Origin of the sequence: Methylotenera sp. (assembly GCF_013141425.1) — a bacterium.
Classification (GTDB): domain Bacteria; phylum Pseudomonadota; class Gammaproteobacteria; order Burkholderiales; family Methylophilaceae; genus Methylotenera.
This window is the reverse complement of the sequence record NZ_JABFRA010000138.1, coordinates 1-18,679: the sequence shown is the minus strand read 5'-3', so window position 1 is coordinate 18,679 and position 18,679 is coordinate 1. Positions and strand designations below refer to the sequence as shown.

At 44.8% G+C, this 18,679-nt stretch carries 16 protein-coding genes and 2 pseudogenes; 6 read left to right on the top strand and 12 right to left on the bottom strand.

Going from position 1 to position 18,679, the window contains the following annotated elements:
* The 10 genes from HOO90_RS11990 to HOO90_RS11945 all read right to left on the bottom strand — a co-directional run.
* A partial coding sequence (locus tag HOO90_RS11990; protein WP_366928762.1) for a DUF6701 domain-containing protein occupies positions 1-2,440 on the bottom strand: 2,440 nt, incomplete at its 3' end.
* A 105-nt stretch (positions 2,441-2,545) separates the two neighbouring features.
* Positions 2,546-3,022, bottom strand: coding sequence for a hypothetical protein (locus HOO90_RS11985; RefSeq protein WP_292843373.1), 477 nt, complete (start codon positions 3,020-3,022; stop codon positions 2,546-2,548).
* Positions 3,019-3,831, bottom strand: a complete 813-nt coding sequence (locus tag HOO90_RS11980; protein ID WP_292843371.1) for a type II secretion system protein — start codon at positions 3,829-3,831, stop codon at positions 3,019-3,021. Before HOO90_RS11980 ends, HOO90_RS11985 begins: the two co-directional genes overlap by 4 nt.
* Complete coding sequence (locus tag HOO90_RS11975; protein ID WP_292843369.1) at positions 3,815-4,420, bottom strand: type II secretion system protein; 606 nt, start codon at positions 4,418-4,420, stop codon at positions 3,815-3,817. The genes HOO90_RS11980 and HOO90_RS11975 overlap by 17 nt, the downstream gene beginning before the upstream one ends.
* Positions 4,421-4,499: 79 nt before the next feature.
* Entirely contained in the window at positions 4,500-4,970 is a 471-nt protein-coding gene (locus HOO90_RS11970) for a GspH/FimT family pseudopilin (protein WP_292843367.1), read from the bottom strand.
* Positions 4,971-5,020: 50 nt separating this feature from the next.
* The gene (locus tag HOO90_RS11965) at positions 5,021-5,476 is read right to left on the bottom strand and encodes a prepilin-type N-terminal cleavage/methylation domain-containing protein (protein WP_292843365.1); all 456 of its coding nucleotides are present in this window, start codon (positions 5,474-5,476) and stop codon (positions 5,021-5,023) included.
* Positions 5,477-5,589: 113 nt separating this feature from the next.
* Positions 5,590-6,165: a prepilin-type N-terminal cleavage/methylation domain-containing protein gene (locus HOO90_RS11960; protein WP_292843377.1), complete on the bottom strand. Its 576-nt coding sequence runs from the start codon at positions 6,163-6,165 to the stop codon at positions 5,590-5,592.
* 34 nt (positions 6,166-6,199) lie between these two features.
* Positions 6,200-6,676 carry a hypothetical protein gene (locus tag HOO90_RS11955; RefSeq protein ID WP_292843363.1) on the bottom strand — a complete coding sequence of 159 codons (477 nt, stop codon included), beginning with the start codon at positions 6,674-6,676 and terminating at the stop codon, positions 6,200-6,202.
* Positions 6,677-6,693: 17 nt separating this feature from the next.
* Entirely contained in the window at positions 6,694-7,920 is a 1,227-nt protein-coding gene (locus HOO90_RS11950; RefSeq protein ID WP_292843362.1) for a type II secretion system F family protein, read from the bottom strand.
* Positions 7,921-7,935: 15 nt separating this feature from the next.
* On the bottom strand, positions 7,936-9,639 hold the full coding sequence (locus HOO90_RS11945) for a type II/IV secretion system protein (RefSeq protein ID WP_292843360.1): 1,704 nt from the start codon (positions 9,637-9,639) through the stop codon (positions 7,936-7,938).
* 210 nt (positions 9,640-9,849) lie between these two features.
* Here HOO90_RS11945 and HOO90_RS11940 point away from each other — a divergent pair, with 210 nt between their 5' ends.
* Positions 9,850-10,137, top strand: coding sequence for an antitoxin (locus tag HOO90_RS11940; RefSeq protein WP_292843358.1), 288 nt, complete (start codon positions 9,850-9,852; stop codon positions 10,135-10,137).
* Positions 10,134-10,541 carry a type II toxin-antitoxin system VapC family toxin gene (locus HOO90_RS11935; protein WP_292843356.1) on the top strand — a complete coding sequence of 136 codons (408 nt, stop codon included), beginning with the start codon at positions 10,134-10,136 and terminating at the stop codon, positions 10,539-10,541. The genes HOO90_RS11940 and HOO90_RS11935 overlap by 4 nt, the downstream gene beginning before the upstream one ends.
* 76 nt (positions 10,542-10,617) lie before the next feature.
* Here the strand turns inward: HOO90_RS11935 and HOO90_RS11930 are convergent, their stop codons facing one another.
* Positions 10,618-10,932 carry a hypothetical protein gene (locus HOO90_RS11930; RefSeq protein ID WP_292843354.1) on the bottom strand — a complete coding sequence of 105 codons (315 nt, stop codon included), beginning with the start codon at positions 10,930-10,932 and terminating at the stop codon, positions 10,618-10,620.
* Between the two features lie 104 nt (positions 10,933-11,036).
* Here HOO90_RS11930 and HOO90_RS11925 point away from each other — a divergent pair, with 104 nt between their 5' ends.
* Positions 11,037-11,270, top strand: a complete 234-nt coding sequence (locus tag HOO90_RS11925; RefSeq protein ID WP_292843352.1) for a DUF3820 family protein — start codon at positions 11,037-11,039, stop codon at positions 11,268-11,270.
* Positions 11,271-11,413: 143 nt separating this feature from the next.
* On the opposite strand, the pseudogene HOO90_RS11915 reads toward HOO90_RS11925, so the two are convergent.
* Positions 11,414-15,360: pseudogene (locus tag HOO90_RS11915) on the bottom strand (GGDEF domain-containing phosphodiesterase); the annotation flags it as partial.
* Positions 15,361-15,838: 478 nt separating this feature from the next.
* On the opposite strand from HOO90_RS11915, the gene HOO90_RS11910 reads away from it, so the two are divergent.
* The 3 genes and pseudogenes from HOO90_RS11910 to HOO90_RS11900 form a co-directional block, all read left to right on the top strand.
* Complete coding sequence (locus HOO90_RS11910; protein WP_292843350.1) at positions 15,839-15,973, top strand: hypothetical protein; 135 nt, start codon at positions 15,839-15,841, stop codon at positions 15,971-15,973.
* 166 nt (positions 15,974-16,139) lie between these two features.
* Positions 16,140-16,292, top strand: a complete 153-nt coding sequence (locus HOO90_RS11905; RefSeq protein WP_292843348.1) for an adenylyl-sulfate kinase — start codon at positions 16,140-16,142, stop codon at positions 16,290-16,292.
* A gap of 193 nt (positions 16,293-16,485) precedes the next feature.
* Positions 16,486-18,679: pseudogene (locus tag HOO90_RS11900) on the top strand (hypothetical protein); the annotation flags it as partial.

Genomic DNA, 18,679 nt, shown 5'->3' with positions numbered 1-18,679 from the left:
CTGGTGCAGTTTTAGCTGTGTTGAAATTAAAGGATGGCGTTGCATTGGCAATGCCTGCACTAAAGGCACTGGCTGCAACAGTAGCAGAAGCAAGACTACCTGTTGCTACTGCATTGGCATCTGAAAGCACAAGGTTTTTAGAAAAGCTGGCAGCACTATCATAGTTTTGCGTTCTACCACCGCCTGAATGCCGCGCTGTAATTTGTGTGTTAAATGGCTGGGCAGAATAGGTAAATGCTCCCGTGCTACAGCCTTGTATGACTATCGTATCAAAATGGTCTGGAATAAAGCGACCGAAATAGTTTGTAGCAGCTGAGTTACCAAAACTACAGCCAAATTTGTTACCGCTTGCAGTAAAGCCACTCACGCAGTCGCCAACAGTTGAATCAATGGCTGTAAATGAATCGTCATAAACGCCATTGGCGTTGAATTTGAAATAACCTACTTCACTATATTTAAAGGCTGCTCCTGTCGCAGTGCCAGCGCTTGCTACACTAAAATTTCCAGTAAGTGTGCCTGTTTGTACTGCACTGGTATGGGCAGTAAGCTTGGTGTTATCTATGCTGGCTGTGCCATTGTAGTTAGTTAAGCCTGTACTGGCAGTGAGTACAAAATTACTACCTGCGGCTAGTCTTGGTGTGGCCGTTGTACTGGCGCCTGTGGCATCCGCATTTGCATTGCTTGAGCTTACTGTAAAACTAGTTGGGCGCACTGCAAAATTATCTGAAGAGCATCCATATACTGAAACATTGGTATCTTTAACACGACAGCGTAATTTTTTATACGCATTAGCAATTGTAAAGTTCGCAGGCAATGTTTTACGGCCAGAATCCCCAGTAACAAATGTAATCGCCTGACTTGCAATGGGTGAAGTGTATGCACTGCAAGAAGGCTGCGGACTTGTGCTATCGTCAAATAGTTCTACCGTTACGCCAGAAGACGCTGTGTAGCTTGTAGCGGTTGCTCCGCTACTTTGCAAAGCAACCACGTCAAATTTAAAATTTGTTCCAGTCAGTTTGGTGTATAGCGGATTGCGTGCGCTCGGGCTGGTTGTTAAATTGTTGTAAGTAATGCCTGTTTCCATACAATCAAAGTTACTTACGCAAGCTGTATTCGTCACCACATAGGCGCAGCTTGAGGTGCTGGTTGTCGTATTCCAACATTTAGTTCCGTTTAGAGGGGTGGAGCTTAGCCCCGTTGCAGAAAGTACATAAGCGCCTGCGCCAGAACCTTGTAACGTGACCGTTGCTGTAGAGGCTGTTGAACCAAGTGTAAAGCTTGATGGCGTTTGAGTAAGTGCTGGTGCCGCAGGTGTGTTTTTAATACTGCCTGTTAATGTGCCAGTATTGACTATATTGGCGGCTGGGCAGGGCACTGTGGTTGAAGTGCAAGCCAGAACAGTAAGTGTGGCTGGACATAAAGTTGCAGTGCCTGGATGCCTGATTTCCAGATGGTCGTATGCTGGCACAATAGTAGAACCTACTACGAAGTCATAGCTAAATGTATATGTTCCAGCTGAAGTGAAGTTGTATTGAATACCTATACCAGTATCTTCATAGGTGTTGGTAATATCGTTGCTCAAATTAGCATTCTGCGTGATTAGGCAACTGTTGGCGTCTGATATCCAAAAACTGCTCCAGCTAGTTGCACAATAGCTCGAGAAGCTTAAACCGCTTCGTTCACGGAAAGATTCAACGACAGAAATGCCGGTAGGGACGCTTGTTGTGGAAGGGCACGTGCTAGTTAAGGGCGGGTAAGTGCCAATCACTGTTTTGCCATTGCTATCCGTAAATTTAACTCCGCAGCCAGAGTCACTGCCACCCAGAAATGTATCTGCTACATGGTAATAACGAACAGGATTTGAGGCGCTAATTGCATAACCTGACGGGATAACAAGCGTGACTTCTGCAGTAATAAAGTCAAATGGAATAGTGTATTTCCAATTGATGGTGACCTGAGGGCCAGAAGTCACACCAAATTGATGCGTTGCAATTTGCTGGTCACCACTCGTAGCTGGGTTAACAGGGGAAACGGCCGTGATGCTGCGTGAAGTAAAGGCGCCACCAGACGGGGCAAAAGTAAAGCCATTAACAACGTTGTGAGTTGGCCCATATAGCTTGGTGTTGGCGCGTAAATATATGCCGTTATCCAATTGGGAATTAGGTGGCGTTAAAGCAGGGTCATACACTTGGCCACTATTGTTTAAGCGCTTTACTTGAAGTTGCGTAGAGTCATCAATATAAAAATGAAGTCCATTGGTAGTAGAGCTGCCGCCACTACTGTTGAATTCTACTGTGGTAGCATTTGCGGAATTACTGGCGAATAAAGCAAACAATACAATGCCAGCCAACTGTAGGTTGGTTATGGTTGATAGCACGTAATCTACGATATTAATTATGCGTAGTTTGAAGCTGATAATTTGTTTGCTAAGCCAATGCACTGCTTTTCCTAATCCTTTTCATGTCAGACTAGGTCATTATGCAATTTGATTGCTAAGGTTAAATGCTCAATTAAATAGGGTTTTAGGCCTTATTTAGCGGTATTGCTAGCTACATTGATAGTTTGGTATTTCGTCTGTACCTAAACATTTACTTAGGGTGAGTTGTATTTGGCGTTCAATATAATTGAGTTCGCCAACGGTGCCAAAACTGGCCGTTGAGGTAATGTCGTACATGGCAATGGTGTGGTCGGTGCCTTGCTCAAAAAAATCGGCTGATCGACTGCATGAAATCGTTACTGTAAAGTTGTCGATGGTCAATGTGCTTGGGCTGGCGGGGCAGTTCACCAAAGCTCCATATTTAAAGCCTGGATTTAACACTTGATAGGCTGCCCATTCCACACCTGCACGCGCGGCTTGGTAAGCCCTTGAGCCTTGCGTATCTTGCAGGGATGTTCGTTGCTGAATACTGGTAATGTTGAGCGCGTATGCGCCTAAGCCAGCCAGTATAACCAGAATGAATATTGCGGCAGGTAGTAAAAACCCTTTGCAGTTTTTTATATTGTAATTTATTGGCATCTTCATGGTGAGTTCACCACATTTACCTGATGCATCAGCGTAACGGTTGCCGCATCTTGCGTAAAACCTAAGTAAAGTGTCACCACACCGCTTCTTTGCAAGATTCCAGGAACATAGTTAATTTGGCAAGTAGATAAATTGGCGGCTAGCTGTCTAGCGGTCGCTAGACCATTAAGTGTGGCTACGTTGCTAGGTTGCGTAGCTTGCATTGTATAGTCGTTGTACATTAAAAGTACGTGATTGGTCATGTCACAAACGTATGAAACGGGTGTGGAAACCACAAAAAATCGGCTAGAGGGCGAAGGCTGCGGAAATAAGCCACCACTAAAACTTAAGGTATTTAGATTACCCGTGGTTTGTAGCGCACGGCTATTGCTACCTTCATACACATCTGAACCTGCAATGCCTAAGTTATAAATCACTAACTCATCGCCTGCGGCAATATTTACAGCTGGACCAAGTACATCAAAAGTATCTGCCGAAAGTGAAAAATCTAATGGGTTGTCAGTTGCAGAATTCCCTACTGCAGCACGGTATCTGCCTGCTACTTTTACGGGGACAAATTCGATAAAACTATCTGCACCATTGCTTGCGGTGCGAACACTATTGGGCAAAGCATTGCGAATATCACGAGCCATGCGACGTAATGCCGTATCGGCGCGGTCTGTTAGATTGGCGCGATTTTCACTATCAATAAACGCCTGTGTTGGGTTGCGAATAAATAGAGCGGCGCCCGCAGCAAGTATGGCGACAATGGTGATGACCACCACCATTTCGACCAAGGTAAAACCTTTTGAATTAAATATTAGGCGCATATCGAAACCGATAACCCGTGAGTGTTACATCTGTGTTGGCCGGGCCTGTTACACGCACCACAATTTGTAACACGGCATTTAAAGGCAAGGCTGCATAAGGTGCGCTGGCTCCTACACGGTTAATGGTTACGTTAGCAGCATAAGCGCCCAAGCCCCCTAAGGGCGTGTTGTTACCCGGGCTGCAAATGCCCGCGCAATTAGCGTCTGGCATGGTAAAGCCGCCGTAGTCTGCTACGTTATCAAACGGGTTGGTGTTGCTGTAGCGGCTTTCGCTATTGGGTGTAGCGCTAGTTAGTGCCGCGCCGCCTTTGTCTTGCGAAACTGCCGCGCCGCCTGTGCAATCTGCTGTGGTGACCGCTGTTGCTGCATTGGCATCGTCTGGGTCGCATAAAGTAAAAGGCTGTTGCTCGATTTCTAGTAACAACGATTCGGCAATGGCAATGGCTTGTTTACGCACCAATGGGTCTGCACTGCCTTTGTTGGTAATTTCCAGCACTTTTAGCACGCCAACCAAAGCCACACTAACAATCACCATAAATACGACGAGTTCGACGAGTGTCACACCAAGTTGTTGCTTGGCTAAAGACATTGTGCGTTTAAAACTGTGCCCTTCGACAAGATCAAGGCGCCGTCGCAACAGGTGTGATGAAGGTTTCAGGTGAGATGGATTAACGCACATAGCCTGTTTCTGCTTCTATAGTAATAATGCGTGTTGATTCACTTGGCACCACCGCATTCTGAATGGTGAAGGTGGCGCTGGCATTAGGAATTGGCCTGCCTAAGCCGTCAAAACCAATCGGGGAGGTAGTCGAGCTTATGGTCACGTTATTCGATAATGTTTTAGAATAAGTGGCCTGCGTAGCGGGGTCAAGCACGGCAGAGCTGCAGTTGTTGGTATAGCCTAAACAGACAACACGCGTTGTGGTGTTGATGTTCACAAATACACTTCTGCGTTGTGCGATAGCGGTTTTTTGCGCATAGCGCAACGCAGAAACCAATGTGCCATGGCTACCGCGTGCATCAAACGCATCCACGCCAATAAAGCGCGGTGCAGCGATGGCGGCGATAATGCCAGTAATTACCAGTACAGCGACAAGCTCGACGATTGTGAATCCAGATTCTCGCTGTATTATGGTCATATCAATCTAACAAAACTGATACATTAGATAAAGTCTAATGTTAAGCAGATTTATTTACAATTTGTTGCTGTTACTGCTGCAGTACTAACAACACCTGTTGCAGCGGTATACGTTACAAGGCAGGCAGGCGTTTTAGTAATTGCAAAAGTTGAAACACCAGCTGCATGCGTTACTGTAAAGCCGTCTACTGATTGCATTGCAGCTACGATACCTGCTGCATCTGCAGTTGGAAGGCCAGTTGTAGTACTTACCGTCACCTGTGTCGTGTCAGCCATTGTTACTGGGCTCGAGCTAGTACCCGTAGCAAAAAATCGTGCTTGAACAACACTTGCCGCAGAGCGCAGACCGCCAGCGACGCCATTTGCCGCCGCAAGGTTAGCATCAGTAGTTAAATTAATAAATCTTGGCAAAGCCGTGGCCGCCAAAATACCCAAAATCACAATCACTACCACTAGCTCTACCAAGGTAAAACCAGATTGCGTTGTACCAAATTTATGTTGTTTCATTTCAATGACTCCTTAAAAAAATATAAAACTAAATAAAATAAATGACTACATTACAGATTTAAAACATTTCAACTCAATTTAAAACTTACAACTTTAAAATTTCATTTTTAAAACTAACAACCGCCAGTGACTGCAGGGGTAATCACTGGTGAAGTATTGGCTACGGCTGGTTCAGTATAAGTGAACTGGCATTGAGCTGGATTCGGCGCACCTTGAATTTGAAAGGTGGCGACTGTGCCATTTTCTAGGTAGTTATAACCGTCGCCATTCAACTCAGCCAAGGTTGGGTTGAATGAAGTAGTTAAACCGGCAGCCGATAACAAACCTGCCGTGCCGATAGTAGTGACATCCGGGTAAGAAAATACCATTGCGATATTGCCAGCCTCAGTACAAACCGTGGTAGTGTTGTTGGCAATTCCACCGCCGCCTGGGCAAGCCGCGGTATCCGCAAGGTTGTTTCTGGCGATGGCTGTGGCATGCACCAAAGCGGCTGAGGCAGCTACGCTGCCCCTTGCGGCATTGAGTTTTGCAATGCGGGCGTCTTTTTGTAAATTAGTAAATCTTGGCAATGCAATCGCTGCCAAAATGGCTAGAATTAGAATCACCACAATTAATTCAATTAAGGTGAAACCTTTCGCATGGTTAACCTTAGTAAGATTAAATGCGCTAAAGCGTTTAGTTTTGTTCATCATGGTGAGTCCTTTAAAAATTAAAATCTATCTATCAATTTACTTCTGTTACGTCTTTCACTAAATCCAAACCACCTACAGTTAATAATGAGGCTTTAGCACGTCCAGCTGTACTACTAAGCCTGTAGCTGGCTTGGTGGCCATCATTAAATACATAAATCAGTTGTTTCGTTGTGGTATCGAAATACCACACTGCTTTACTGCTTCCTGGAGCCTCAGAAAACTCACCGATATAGTTCTCTGGCCTTTCGGCTATAAGCAACATAGGATTACTATTGTTCAATGCTTTACTATCAATCGATTGATTCATTAGGCTTTTATTCACCCAATATTCAGTCAAACTCAAGCGAAAATTGTTTAACTCAGTTTCTACAATTACTTTTTCAATATCGTTTTGTGCTTTGTTCAAATAGCCCAGTAACAAGGTCGCCAGTATTCCAATCACTGTTAGCGTTACTGCAAAATCGAAACGATGCGTACTCGCTGCATGTCTTGGTAATTGCGCGCCCACTTTAAACTTTTACCTCGTTAGCCTTTGTGCAGTGCCACATTGCCTAAATCCCAAATCGGCAAGAAAATACCTAAGGCTAAAATCAGCACCATAATCCCTAAAAACACAATCAAAATCGGTTCAATCTGTGCGCCTAGCGTCTTAATCTCATATTCCACGTCACGCTGGTACATGTCCGCAACTTCTTGCATCAAATCATCCAGCGCCCCAGACTCTTCACCCACGGCAATCATTTGCAATACAATCGGGTTGAATACTCCGCTGTTAGTCGCGGTGCGTAAGATACTTTCGCCGCGCTCAACTCCTTCTCGCATTTGCTCAATTTTGCTCGCGATATAGTCGTTATCGGCCGTTTGTGCCACTAACTTTAATCCGGTGGTAATCGGCACGCCACTTTTACTGGCTAACGCAAAACTTCTGGCAAAACGCGACATGGTAGCTTTATGAATAATTTTCCCTGCTAACGGAGTGCCAAGTTTGAATTTATCCCATTTGAATTTACCGATGCTGGTTTTGACATAAGAGCGGAATAAAAATACGCCGCCGATAATGCCAAGCAATAAATACGGCCAAGCTGCCACCATGAAGTTAGAAAAAGCTAATAGTATTCTGGTCATTAACGGTAATTCAGCGCCAAAACTTTGAAAGACTTTAGCAAAGGCTGGAATAACGAATAGATTAACCACGACAATGGCAATACCCATCGCCACCACCACAAAAGTAGGGTAGCGCAGGGCAGACTTGATTTGGTCGTGCATAAAGCGTTCAAATTCAAGGTGATCGAATAAGCGCAAAAATACGGTATCTAACATACCAGTAGTTTCACCTACGCGTACCATGTTGATATAAAAGCTCGAGAACACATTTGCATGCTGCGATAAGGCTGATGAAAGCTCGCGCCCGCTACCTAAGCTTTCACGAATATTGCCAACAACAGCAGCAAAAGCCTTGTTGTTAGTAGAAGCCTGCAAGCCATTAAGCGCATTCATAATCGGAATGCCAGCTTTCAACAGCGTGTACATTTGTCGACTAAACAGCATGACATCGATAGTTTCAATTTTTTCTTCAAACAGATTAATCGAAATATTTTGTGAGCCTGAAGCGGCCTCTTTAGCTAGAATTTCGATAGGCGTAATATTCAGGCCAAACAACTGGCTAGCAAGCGTGCTACTGTCTTGGCTCTCCAAAACACCTTGTACTAGAGCACCTTGTTTATCGCGACCTTTGTAAGTGAAAAATGGCATTTAGTTTTCCTTGGCCTATTCTTCAAACTGATTGCTGATGCGCATGGCTTCAGAAATGGTTGTACGTTTGCTAATGACTAACTCTACTGCACTCTTACGTAAGGTCTTGCCTGCCATGTGCTGCCTAGCAAGCTTGATAAAATGATTTGGGTCATGGTGACTTGCAGCGTCAATCAATTCATTGTCCATTTCTAGCAGTTCATATACGCCGACGCGGCCTTGGTAGCCGGTGCCATTACAAATGCTGCAACCTTTGCCATGCACATAACGATGTTGTGCTACCTGGTCGCCAAGTTCATGTTGTAGCCATGCGTGTTCAAAAGGCTCTGGTGTATAGGTTTCTGCACAACCATCGCAGACCAATCTAAGTAAACGTTGTGCTACAACTGCCAACACCGACATAGCGACCATATAGCGTGGTGCTCCCATGTCAATCATGCGAATCGGCGTGCTGATGGCATCGTTAGTATGCAGGGTGGAAAGCACCAAATGGCCTGTCATGGCGGCACGTAAACCGATTTGTGCGGTTTCTTGGTCGCGCATTTCACCCACCAGAATAATATCGGGGTCTTGTCGCAGGGTAGAGCGCAGTACGCGTGAAAAACTTAAATCGATTTTCTCGTTCACCTGTACTTGGTTGATGCCATTTAAACGGTATTCAACAGGGTCTTCCACCGTAATAATTTTATTCGAGGTGGAGTTTAGTTCGCTTAACGCTGCATAGAGAGTCGTGGTTTTACCGCTACCGGTTGGCCCCGTTACCAATACCATGCCACTCGGGCGATGAATCAGTTTGCGGAAACGTTCTAGCATCTCCGGTGGCATGCCGAGTTTTTCTAATGAAAAACCCGCAGTGTTTTGAATCAACAAGCGCATGACAACCGATTCGCCATATTGTGTGGGCATGGACGAAATACGCACATCAACGGCTTGTTGTTTCACTTTCACCGCAAAACGGCCATCTTGTGGCAAGCGTTTTTCTGAAATATCCAAGCCAGACATCAGTTTCAAACGTAGTGCCAACGCAGAGGCGATTTTCAAATCAGCCTCGGTCTGCAAGTGCATCACGCCATCTATCCGAAAGCGAATATGCAGTTTGTGTTCTTGCGGTTCAATATGAATATCCGATGCACGCACTTGAACGGCATCTTCAAAAATAGTTTGTAGCAGCTTAACAACAGGCGCTTCTTCGGCGTTACCAGTTAATCCCATTGCCGCGAAGTCAATCGCGGTGTCGCCTAAATCCTGACCTAATTCTAAGGCTAGATTCGATATTTCATCGGTGCGACGGTAGCTGCGATCAATCAGCTGCAGTAGGGCGCCTTCTTGAATTACCGCCAGTTCAATTTCTTTATGCAGCAAGCGCACGAGCTCGTCGTAGGCAAATAAATCCGTTGGGTCGACCATGCCCACCAAATAACTATTGCCTTTGTCGGCAAGTACAGCACAACGTAAGCGTCTGGCTTGCGCTTCGGGGAGTTTGTTGATGATTTCAGGCTTGGTGCTGAACTGTTGTAAATCGATAAACGGGACTTTTAACTGGCGAGCCAAGGCTTCAGAAATCTGCGTTTCTGTCACAAAGCCTTTATCCACAAAAATACGGCCCAGCTTGCGGCCAGTGCGTTTTTGTTCTTCCAGCGATTTATCTAAATCATCAGCGCTAATTAAATTTTGCTGAACTAGAATCTCACCCAGGCGAATCTTTTCAGGACGTGCCATTTAAACCCCATTCATATCTGTACAGGCTCAAATATAAACGGGGGGGTAGCAATTCAATTGTGAGAATAAAGCGGGTTTTTGCCTTGAAATCGAAATTGTAAGTTCATTTGCGAATAGCTTTACAAAGAAAAGGAATGACTTTTTACTTGACTAGCCATCATTAATGTATATACTTTAATATATACAAAGTTGTTGCGATGGGAGCTTATAATGGATGTAAGAGTTGCAAAATTATTTAAGAATGGGGCGAGTCAAGCCGTGCGTTTGCCGGCAGAGTTTCGCTTTGAAGGAGATGAAGTCTTTATCGCCAAAAATGAAGTGACAGGTGATGTTGTGCTATCTGCCCGTCCAAGTGTCTCAGCTTGGAATGATTTTTTTCAATTGTTACATACCGTGGACGTGCCTGAGGATTTTATGTTGGAGCGGCCAATGAATTATCCACCACAAGAACGTATTTTGTTTGATGATGTGCTTGTAGTTACAGGTAAGTCTAAATGAGTGTTTTACATATGCTCGATACCGATACGGCAAGTTATTTAATAAAAGGCCGTGCACCGCATATTGAAGCCAAGTTAACGCAGTTGCCACCATCCATGGTGTGTGTTTCAGTCATCACACAGGCCGAGTTATTATATGGCTTAAAACGTCTGCCAGAAACACATGCACTACAAAATGTAGTCAGAAAGTTTTTAAGTATTATTCGCGTATTGGCCTGGGATAGTGAAGCAGCAAATCATTCTGCTGAAATTCGACATCAACTGGTGTCTACAGGGCAGCCCATTGGTGATATGGATATGATGATTGCGGCACATTCGTTAGCGGCAAATGCTGTATTAGTGACGAATAACATTAAGCACTATGAACGAATAACTGCGCCAATAACATTGGTTAATTGGGCTTGATTATTGTATTAATAAACAGGGCGAAACACTGGAAAATTCTGCGAAATGTTGGAAAACACAAGCACACAACGGTAATTTATTGACTATTATTCCAAGCGCGTTCTAATTCTTTTTGTTTTTTCTCAAGTTGCGCTTTTGCGTCGGCGCGTTTGATTTCGGCCTCCGCTTGCTCACTTTGTAGTTTTTTTAAACGCGCTTGACCTTCTGCGAGGTTTTTTTCTTGTATTTGTATGGCGTTGGTAATGCTTTCATAATCGGCGTTGGCATTTTCGTAATCACGACGCGCATCGCTTACGCTGGCTTGTTCTAGTGCCACGTCTTTTGCCCATGCTGGCAAAGACAACATCAGGCCAAGTAAAATTAAAGTGAGAAATTTTTTAATGTTAATCATGGGCGAGTTCCAAATGATTAAATGATTGGTTTAATCATTATGCGGCAAATGCATTGCCTATGTAAATCAGATTAAAATGTGCATAAAATCAACACAGAGTGAACATGAACCCTGAAGACTTAAACGTAGAAAGTCTGCAAAAGCTGCTTACACTGGCCATGCCGTATGGAAAATACAAAGGCCGTCTGATTGCCGATTTGCCAGGCCAATATCTTAATTGGTTTGCCCGGGAAGGTTTCCCTGCGGGCGAATTAGGGCGTTTGCTGGCGCTAATGCAGGAGATCGACCACAACGGTTTATCGCCCTTGCTTGCGCCTTTACGGAAAAACTGCACCTAGTATGTTGAGGTTCAAGTATGCGGAGCTTGTCGAAGCATTGTACTTTGTAGCATTGAATAGTGAAGTGACTTTTAGGTAGAAGCGGACCTGCTTTTAATTTCCGTATTGACACGATGCAACAATATTGATGCAAATGGCTTTTGTTAAAGCCTATCTAGCGTCGCCTCAAACGCCTCAATCGGCATGGGTTTGCCAAATAAATAACCTTGATAATGTGTGCAACCATTGCTGAGCAAGATTTGTTGCTGCTCCATGGTCTCGACCCCTTCCGCGATAACGTTCAGGTCTAGCATGTGTGCCATGGCAATAATTGTGCGGATAATCATCTGGTCGTTGTTGTCTGCCGCAATGTCGCGCACAAACGATTGGTCAATTTTGAGCTGATACAAGGGCAAGCGCTTCAGGTATTGTAGCGATGAATAGCCAGTACCAAAGTCATCGAGCGAGAACACGATGCCACTTTCTTTTAAGTTGTTCATGGTGCTAATGGTGTCTTCGATGTTGTCTAGCAACAAGGATTCAGTCAACTCAAGCTTGAGCAACGTTGGGTCTATCGCGTAGAAGGCAATGATGGATTTAACCGTGCTGACAAAGTCTGGCTGACGGAACTGCTTTGCGCTCACATTCACTGACACCGTTAAATGGCGTGTTTGCTCGTTTTGTTCCCAAGCCTTGATTTGCGCGCATGCCGCCTCTAACACCCATTGGCCAATCGGAAGTATCAAGCCAGTTTCTTCAGCTACAGGAATAAAATCAAACGGCGAGATTAATCCGCGCTCTGGATGAATCCAGCGGATTAAAGCCTCCACGCCAATGGCATGGTGTAAAAAATCCACCTGCACTTGATAATACAGCTTAAATTGCTGTTGTTCTAAGGCTTGGCGCAAGTCATTTTCGAGCGTAACGCGCCATTGAATGGCTTCCTGCATGGCTGGATCAAAAAAACGCAAGGTACTGCGGCCCGCTTTTTTGGCCTGATACATGGCAATATCCGCATGTTTTAACAGATCTTCTTCTGTAGCAAGGTGGTCACCACCAAAAAGCGAAATGCCAATGCTGACAGTGCTGTGATGCTCATGGGTTGCCAGTTGATAGGGTTCGTGCATTTTGCCAGTATGTTCTTACCAATCTGCTCTGTTTGTCTTGCGGCTTCGGTGGCATGGGTGCTGAGTTCTTCCAGCACCACCACGTATTCATCACCCCCTAGGCGTGAAACGGTATCACCTTCACGCAAGCAAGATTTAAGGCGCGCGCTGACTTGCTTAAGCAGCAAATCGCCCACGTCGTGCCCAAGCGTGTCATTCAACGATTTAAAATGGTCGAGGTCTAAAAACAGCACTGCACCATGGGTGCCAGTGCGGCTACTAGCGCTAATGGCGTGATTTAGTCGATCAAGCAATAGGCGTCTATTCGGCAGGCCTGTAAGCGCATCGTAAAACGCCATTTGTTCGATTTCTGCGGAAGCCAGCTTACTTTGTGTGATGTCCGAAATGGTGGCGACATAATTTGTCACGGCGCCATCCTCGCTTTGAACGGTAGTAATGGTGAGATACTCTAGGTAGATTTCGCCACCTTTGCGCTTATTCCAAATCTCGCCTTGCCATGAATTGGTTTTATTGATGCTCTCCCATATGTTTTCATAGAATTCTTTGGTGTGCAGACCCGAGCTTAAAATACGTGGGTTCTTGCCGATGATTTCTTCTGCGCTGTAGCCGGTGATATTGCTAAAGGCACGGTTCACTCGCAGCATATTGCGATTTTTGTCGGCAATCATAATGCCTTCTTGTGACTCAAAGGCCGTGGCGGCAATACGCAGTTCAAATTCTGTATTCTTGCGCTCGGTAATATCTTCGTACATACCTAAGATACCAATAGGCTCATTTTTCTGGTTTTTGAGTGGCACTTTAGAGGTGCGCAGCCAGATGGTTTTTCCCTCTGGCGTGGTTTGCGGCTCTTCAAAAAACAGCTTGGTTCGCCCAGATTCAATTACCATTTGGTCATCAGCTCGGTAAATGTCCGCTTGGTCCGCCCAGCCCATTTCATAATCATTTTTGCCAACCACTTCTTCGGGTGAGTTTTTGCCTGCATCTTTTGCAAAAGCGGGGTTGCAACCTAGGTAGCGTAAGTCTTTGTCTTTCCAAAAAATACGCAAAGGTGAATTATCAATCACGGTTCTTAGAAATTGGTTTGCTTCCTTAAGCGCAACCTCATTCAGCTTGGTTTCCGTTACATCAATAAACACCCAAAGCGATTCACCGCTTTCTTTATCAAGCAAAGAACCTCTCACATCTACCCAAATGCGTTGACCATCTTTGCGCACAAACGGGTATTGTTTACGTACAACATCTTTATGTTCGATATTCGCGTAGGCCATTCCTATTGATTGATAGTCGGCTTCATCTACGTAAAACTTACGAGTGGGTATACCAGTGAGTTCTTTTTTGCTATAGCCCAACAGTTTTTCAAAAGCCTTATTTGTCCAAGTGAGTTTTCGGTCACGCGCCGTAGAAATAGCAACTAAGCGGTTATCTAATATGATAGCTTGTTCCGCAAGCAGTTTTTCGATGCGAAGTGCGGCGTGTTTTTTTTCAGTAATGTCGCGCGTAACACTTAGCATCAGCTTTTTACCATCCTCCACGATAGGTACAGCATGGGCCTCCATCCAACGCCGGCCACCATTTAAGCCGATAATTTCGTGCTCTAATTGCATGGTTTCGCCCGCAATAACGTGCTTAAGCATTTCTTTAAAAGCCACTTGGTATTCAGGTGCGATGTAATCAATCAAAGGCTGACTACAAGCTTGTTGCAGTGAGTTAGCCTCTAGCATGGCTAATCCCGCAGGGTTCATCTGTACGATGCAACCGCTGGCATCCACCACTTTAATGCTCTCGGGCTCGTTATCGATAATGGATTGCAAATAGGTTTCGTTGCGAATGAGTTTATTTTCTGCAAGTTTTAGCTGCGTTACATCTGTTAGCGTCAGGCGTAAAATCGGCAGGTCATCATCATCCTCCATACGCAAACAGTTTAAGCTAGCGGTAAATGTGCTACCAGAATGATGATTAAATTTTATGTCAAAGCTCAGTTCTTCGCCTTCAATCAGGTCTTTTAAACTGGCAAAGGTGCGTTGCCACAGCGCTTTGTCTTCTTCAGCCACAAACTCGGCTAAACGGTGTTGGTTAAGCTCTTTACGCCCCAAGCCAAAAAGAGAGGTCGCTTTCCAGTTAACATCGCTAATTAGGCCGTGGTTGCTGAGTGAAAGGTAACCAACCGGCGCAAACTCATACAAATCTTGATAGCGGTCGCGCGATTCTTCCAGCGAGTGGCGCAATTTCTTTAAGTCTTCCTCCGCTACTTTGCGCTCGGTAATGTCGTATAGCACAACCAAATGTTGCGCTGTCATGCTACCTGTCAAGTCAGTCGTGCTGCACAAAAACGTTTTGTCAGAACCGTCTTTGCAGCGAACTTTGGCTTCTAAAGGTTTAAATGGCTTGCCAGAATTCTTGGCTTTTTCGGCATGTTGTTGCCATTGCCCAATAACCCATTGCCGATAGTTTGGGTCAGGATAGGCGAGCGGCCACCAGTCCTCTAAAGTCGGAATTTCCTCCTGCGTGTAACCAATGCTATTTAAAAAAACCGTATTTAAATAGTTGATGTTGCCAGCGTCATCGTTGAGGGCCAGCGGTATGGGGGACGATTCAATCAAGGTTTTGAAAAGCATTTCACTTTTCATTAATTTTTCATTGGCTGATTTTTGCTCGGAAATGTCCGATTGATAAATCATCCAAAGTTCGCCGTATTCTGGATGCTGTAGCGTCATTACGTGAGTCGCGGTCCAGATGGGAACACCCGATTTTGTTTGTTTCTGTAAATCACCTTTCCAAAAACCTTCGGTCGCAATAGACGGCAGTATTTTTTCAATCATGCCCTGTTCAATAAAATCCACAGGCCAATGAAATTGGCTGGCAAGTTCGTTAGCCGTATAGCCTGTCATTTGATTAAAGCTAGGGTTTGTATAAACAAACTGGCCATCGCTAGGCCTTACCAATGCAACTCCTAAAGGCGCTGTCGTAGTCAAATTTTGTAGCAGTGCGCTTGAAGCATTTTTGCGCTGCTGATTTAGCAAAAAAATAATCAAGCCAGCAACAAGGCCCGCTACAAACATCGAGGTCACTAAGCCCGTGATTAAGTAGTCGTTAGTAACTTCACCTTTCAGCAACAAACCCATCAAGCTAACAATGCTCAAGGCAGCAAGCACAGCAAATAGCGTAGAGAACAGCCAAATCTGTAAAGAAGTTAGCCCCTCCAGCTTTGCCAGCAGTTGATTTTTAGTGTCTTTTTTCAAGATGTTATGAACATTAGTTGGTTAGTCGCAGATTAACATGTAACACAATGTAAATGCTACATCATATTTTTGCATGTGAAAGCTTGAACTAACAGCTTTTATAGGCTTAGTCATTTGTTTTAATACCATGGTATTAATGGCCATTACATGCCGGAAATGCAAACTAATATAGTGCGTAGCGCCAATTAGCTTTGTTCAAATCACAGTAATGAAGTTGTTAAAAATGATGAATAACTATGAGAATAAAGACGTGCTTTACGTTTCAAATGCGCCCATCACCGAAACACAAAAATTCTTGAATGTATTGTTCTCAATTACGTATCCGTTGCTGAATGCCACTACGGTGCTTTCACGCTAATACATTGGCTTTTTGTAGGAGCGGTCCGTGACCGCGATGGTGATGGTTCGCGGTCACGGACCGCTCCTACAGAGAACGTTTACCACTTTAAATTAGGCCGTATAGTTGGGGTAACAAGAATAATTTAATTCTATTTCGAACAGAAAATTTACAAACATATTAATAAATGAAGAGTTCCAACTTTACTGGCATATCCTCCCCTTACGAGGCGCCACTGCATCCAGAGTTAATCGTAAATACTGGGCAGCTGCCCATGGAAGAGTGCGCACAGCAAGTGCTAAACTACCTAAAATCAATCGGCAAAATCAAGTCAAAATAGGCATCGTAGGCCAATTACTAAACGCAATGTATTGCCTAAAGTATTCTTAAAAACAAAACTCAGGTAAATCACCCAGTCATAAAGTAGGGTTTCTAGGTATTCCTAATTAATGATTCTTGTTGCTTAATAGCGTAAATGCTATTTATTCTCAATTAAGTGTAACTGGAATTTATTCCACCTGAAAGGATTTGTCATGAGCAATGGTCAAGTAATTACTAATGTTGGCGGCGTAGATTACGCCGTAGGTGTGTCTGTTGTGGCAGGTGGAAAAATTGTCACCGCTGGTGTAACTTACGATATAGATGGCAATGCTCAATTAGTGTTAACACGCTACCACAGCTCTGGCCTTTTAGATACGACCTTTGGCACAAATGGTGTTGCAGTACTTGATTTAATTGACGCTAACTTCACACTGCAAACAATTAATAGCCTGCAGATTGATGCAAGCGGCAAATATTTAATCTCAGGTTTGGCAGCAGATACTGTTAATGCAGAATATGCCGCCGTGTTGGTGCGAGTAGATGTTAACGGTGCTTTTGATACCACCTTTGGTGCATCGGATGGCGGAAGTGCCAGCATTGGTTATGTGCACACTTCAATTGGCGGTGACAATGATGTATTAGGCAATCCACCAGCAACGGGGTATGCAACGGCACTGCAAACAGATGGCAGTATTTTAAGTGTAGCAACACGTATTAATGGAGGGGATACCGAGTATGCATTAATTCGCCATACATCACTTGGTGTGTTAGATGCTAGTTTTGGTACAGGCGGGTTTGTTACCCAGCTGTTAGACTCTGGCACAAGTGGCATCGTAACTGGTGTTTTAGTACAAGCGGACAACAAGATTCTGGTTGCTGGCACAACTTATGATGGCCTCACCACGAATGCAACCGTAATTCGTTACACCAGTGCTGGAGTTTTAGACACCTTTGGCACCGCAGGCGTTGCCAGTGTCGATATCGGTTTAGGTAACGGGAAATTCAACGGCGCTACTGCGCTAGATATCGCTGGAAATATCTTAATTGCGGGTAGCACGACTGTGTATGACGAATTCGGTGTTCCTAACCAAGGCAATTTCGTTCTCGCGCGATTAACTTCCACAGGTGAACTTGATGATACAACAACTCCTTTCGGTACTAATGGAATTATTACTACTGACTTCGTTGGCAATAATGATGAAATCTATGCAATAAAAGTGCAAGCAGACGGTAAGATTTTAGTCGCAGGCAGCACTACAGATGCAGGTGGAACTAGCCAATTTGCATTAGCCCGTTACAATACGGACGGTAGCCTAGACACTTCATTTAGCACGGACGGTAAATACACCGCAGCATTCTCAGGCTCAGCGCAGGCATTTAATCTTGCGATTGATGGTTCAGGCAACATCGTGGTTTCAGGTAAAAATTCAGGCGCAGACGGTGGCGATATTGCATTATTACGTTTAGACGCAAGCGGTAATTTAGACACCAGCTTTGTAGGAAGCAACAATGCGCCATTGCTCGACGCGGATACCAATTTAACCTTAGTTAGAGTTGCACCGATGTTTCAGGGAGATGTAGGCGAAGCTGTTCAAGTTTCGTTGTTTAACTCTGGGTTTTTACCGGACTATAGTGGTTTTGTAGAGGGTGCATCCGACCCAGATGGTTTGGCAGCTAACCAATTAGGCGTCGCGATTATTGGCGTTTCTGGCACTTCAGATACTGGAGATGTAACACTTGGCACCGTCCATTTTAGTACCGATAGCGGTGTAACTTGGCAAGTGGCTGCCCAAGCGGACGTAGGAGAAGCGCTGCTATTTACGGGCTCAACGCTATTACGCTACACCCCACCTGCAGACGCAAGCGGAATTCGTACAATCGAATTTCACACATGGGATGGAACAGGAGAAAGCGCCCCTGGCGTTCCTTATGTTTCAGGTCAAGTGATTACTTTCGATAGCGTTGCTGACACAGGCGGCACAACTCCATTCAGTAGCAACACCGCAACCCATAACTTGCTTATCGTTGCACCAACAGAATTTACAACAGGTAATGATAATGAAACTGCAGCTGCCCCAGATGTGTCATTCCCAACATTCGGCAGCTATTTAAGTGGGCTAGCGGGTAATGACACCCTCACTGGTAGCACAGGCAATGATAAGTTGGATGGTGGGGAGGGGAATGATATCCTTGATGGAGGGGCTGGGAGTGACACACTTATTGGCGGCAATGGCATTGATACGGCTACTTACAAATACGCCACCAGTGCGGTCACGGTGAGTTTAGCGACTGCGGGCGCACAAGTCACAGGCGGTTCAGGTTCAGATACTGTGGTTAGCATTGAGAACCTAACGGGCTCAAATTATGACGATACGTTGACAGGGAGTTCCGGTAACAATACGCTTG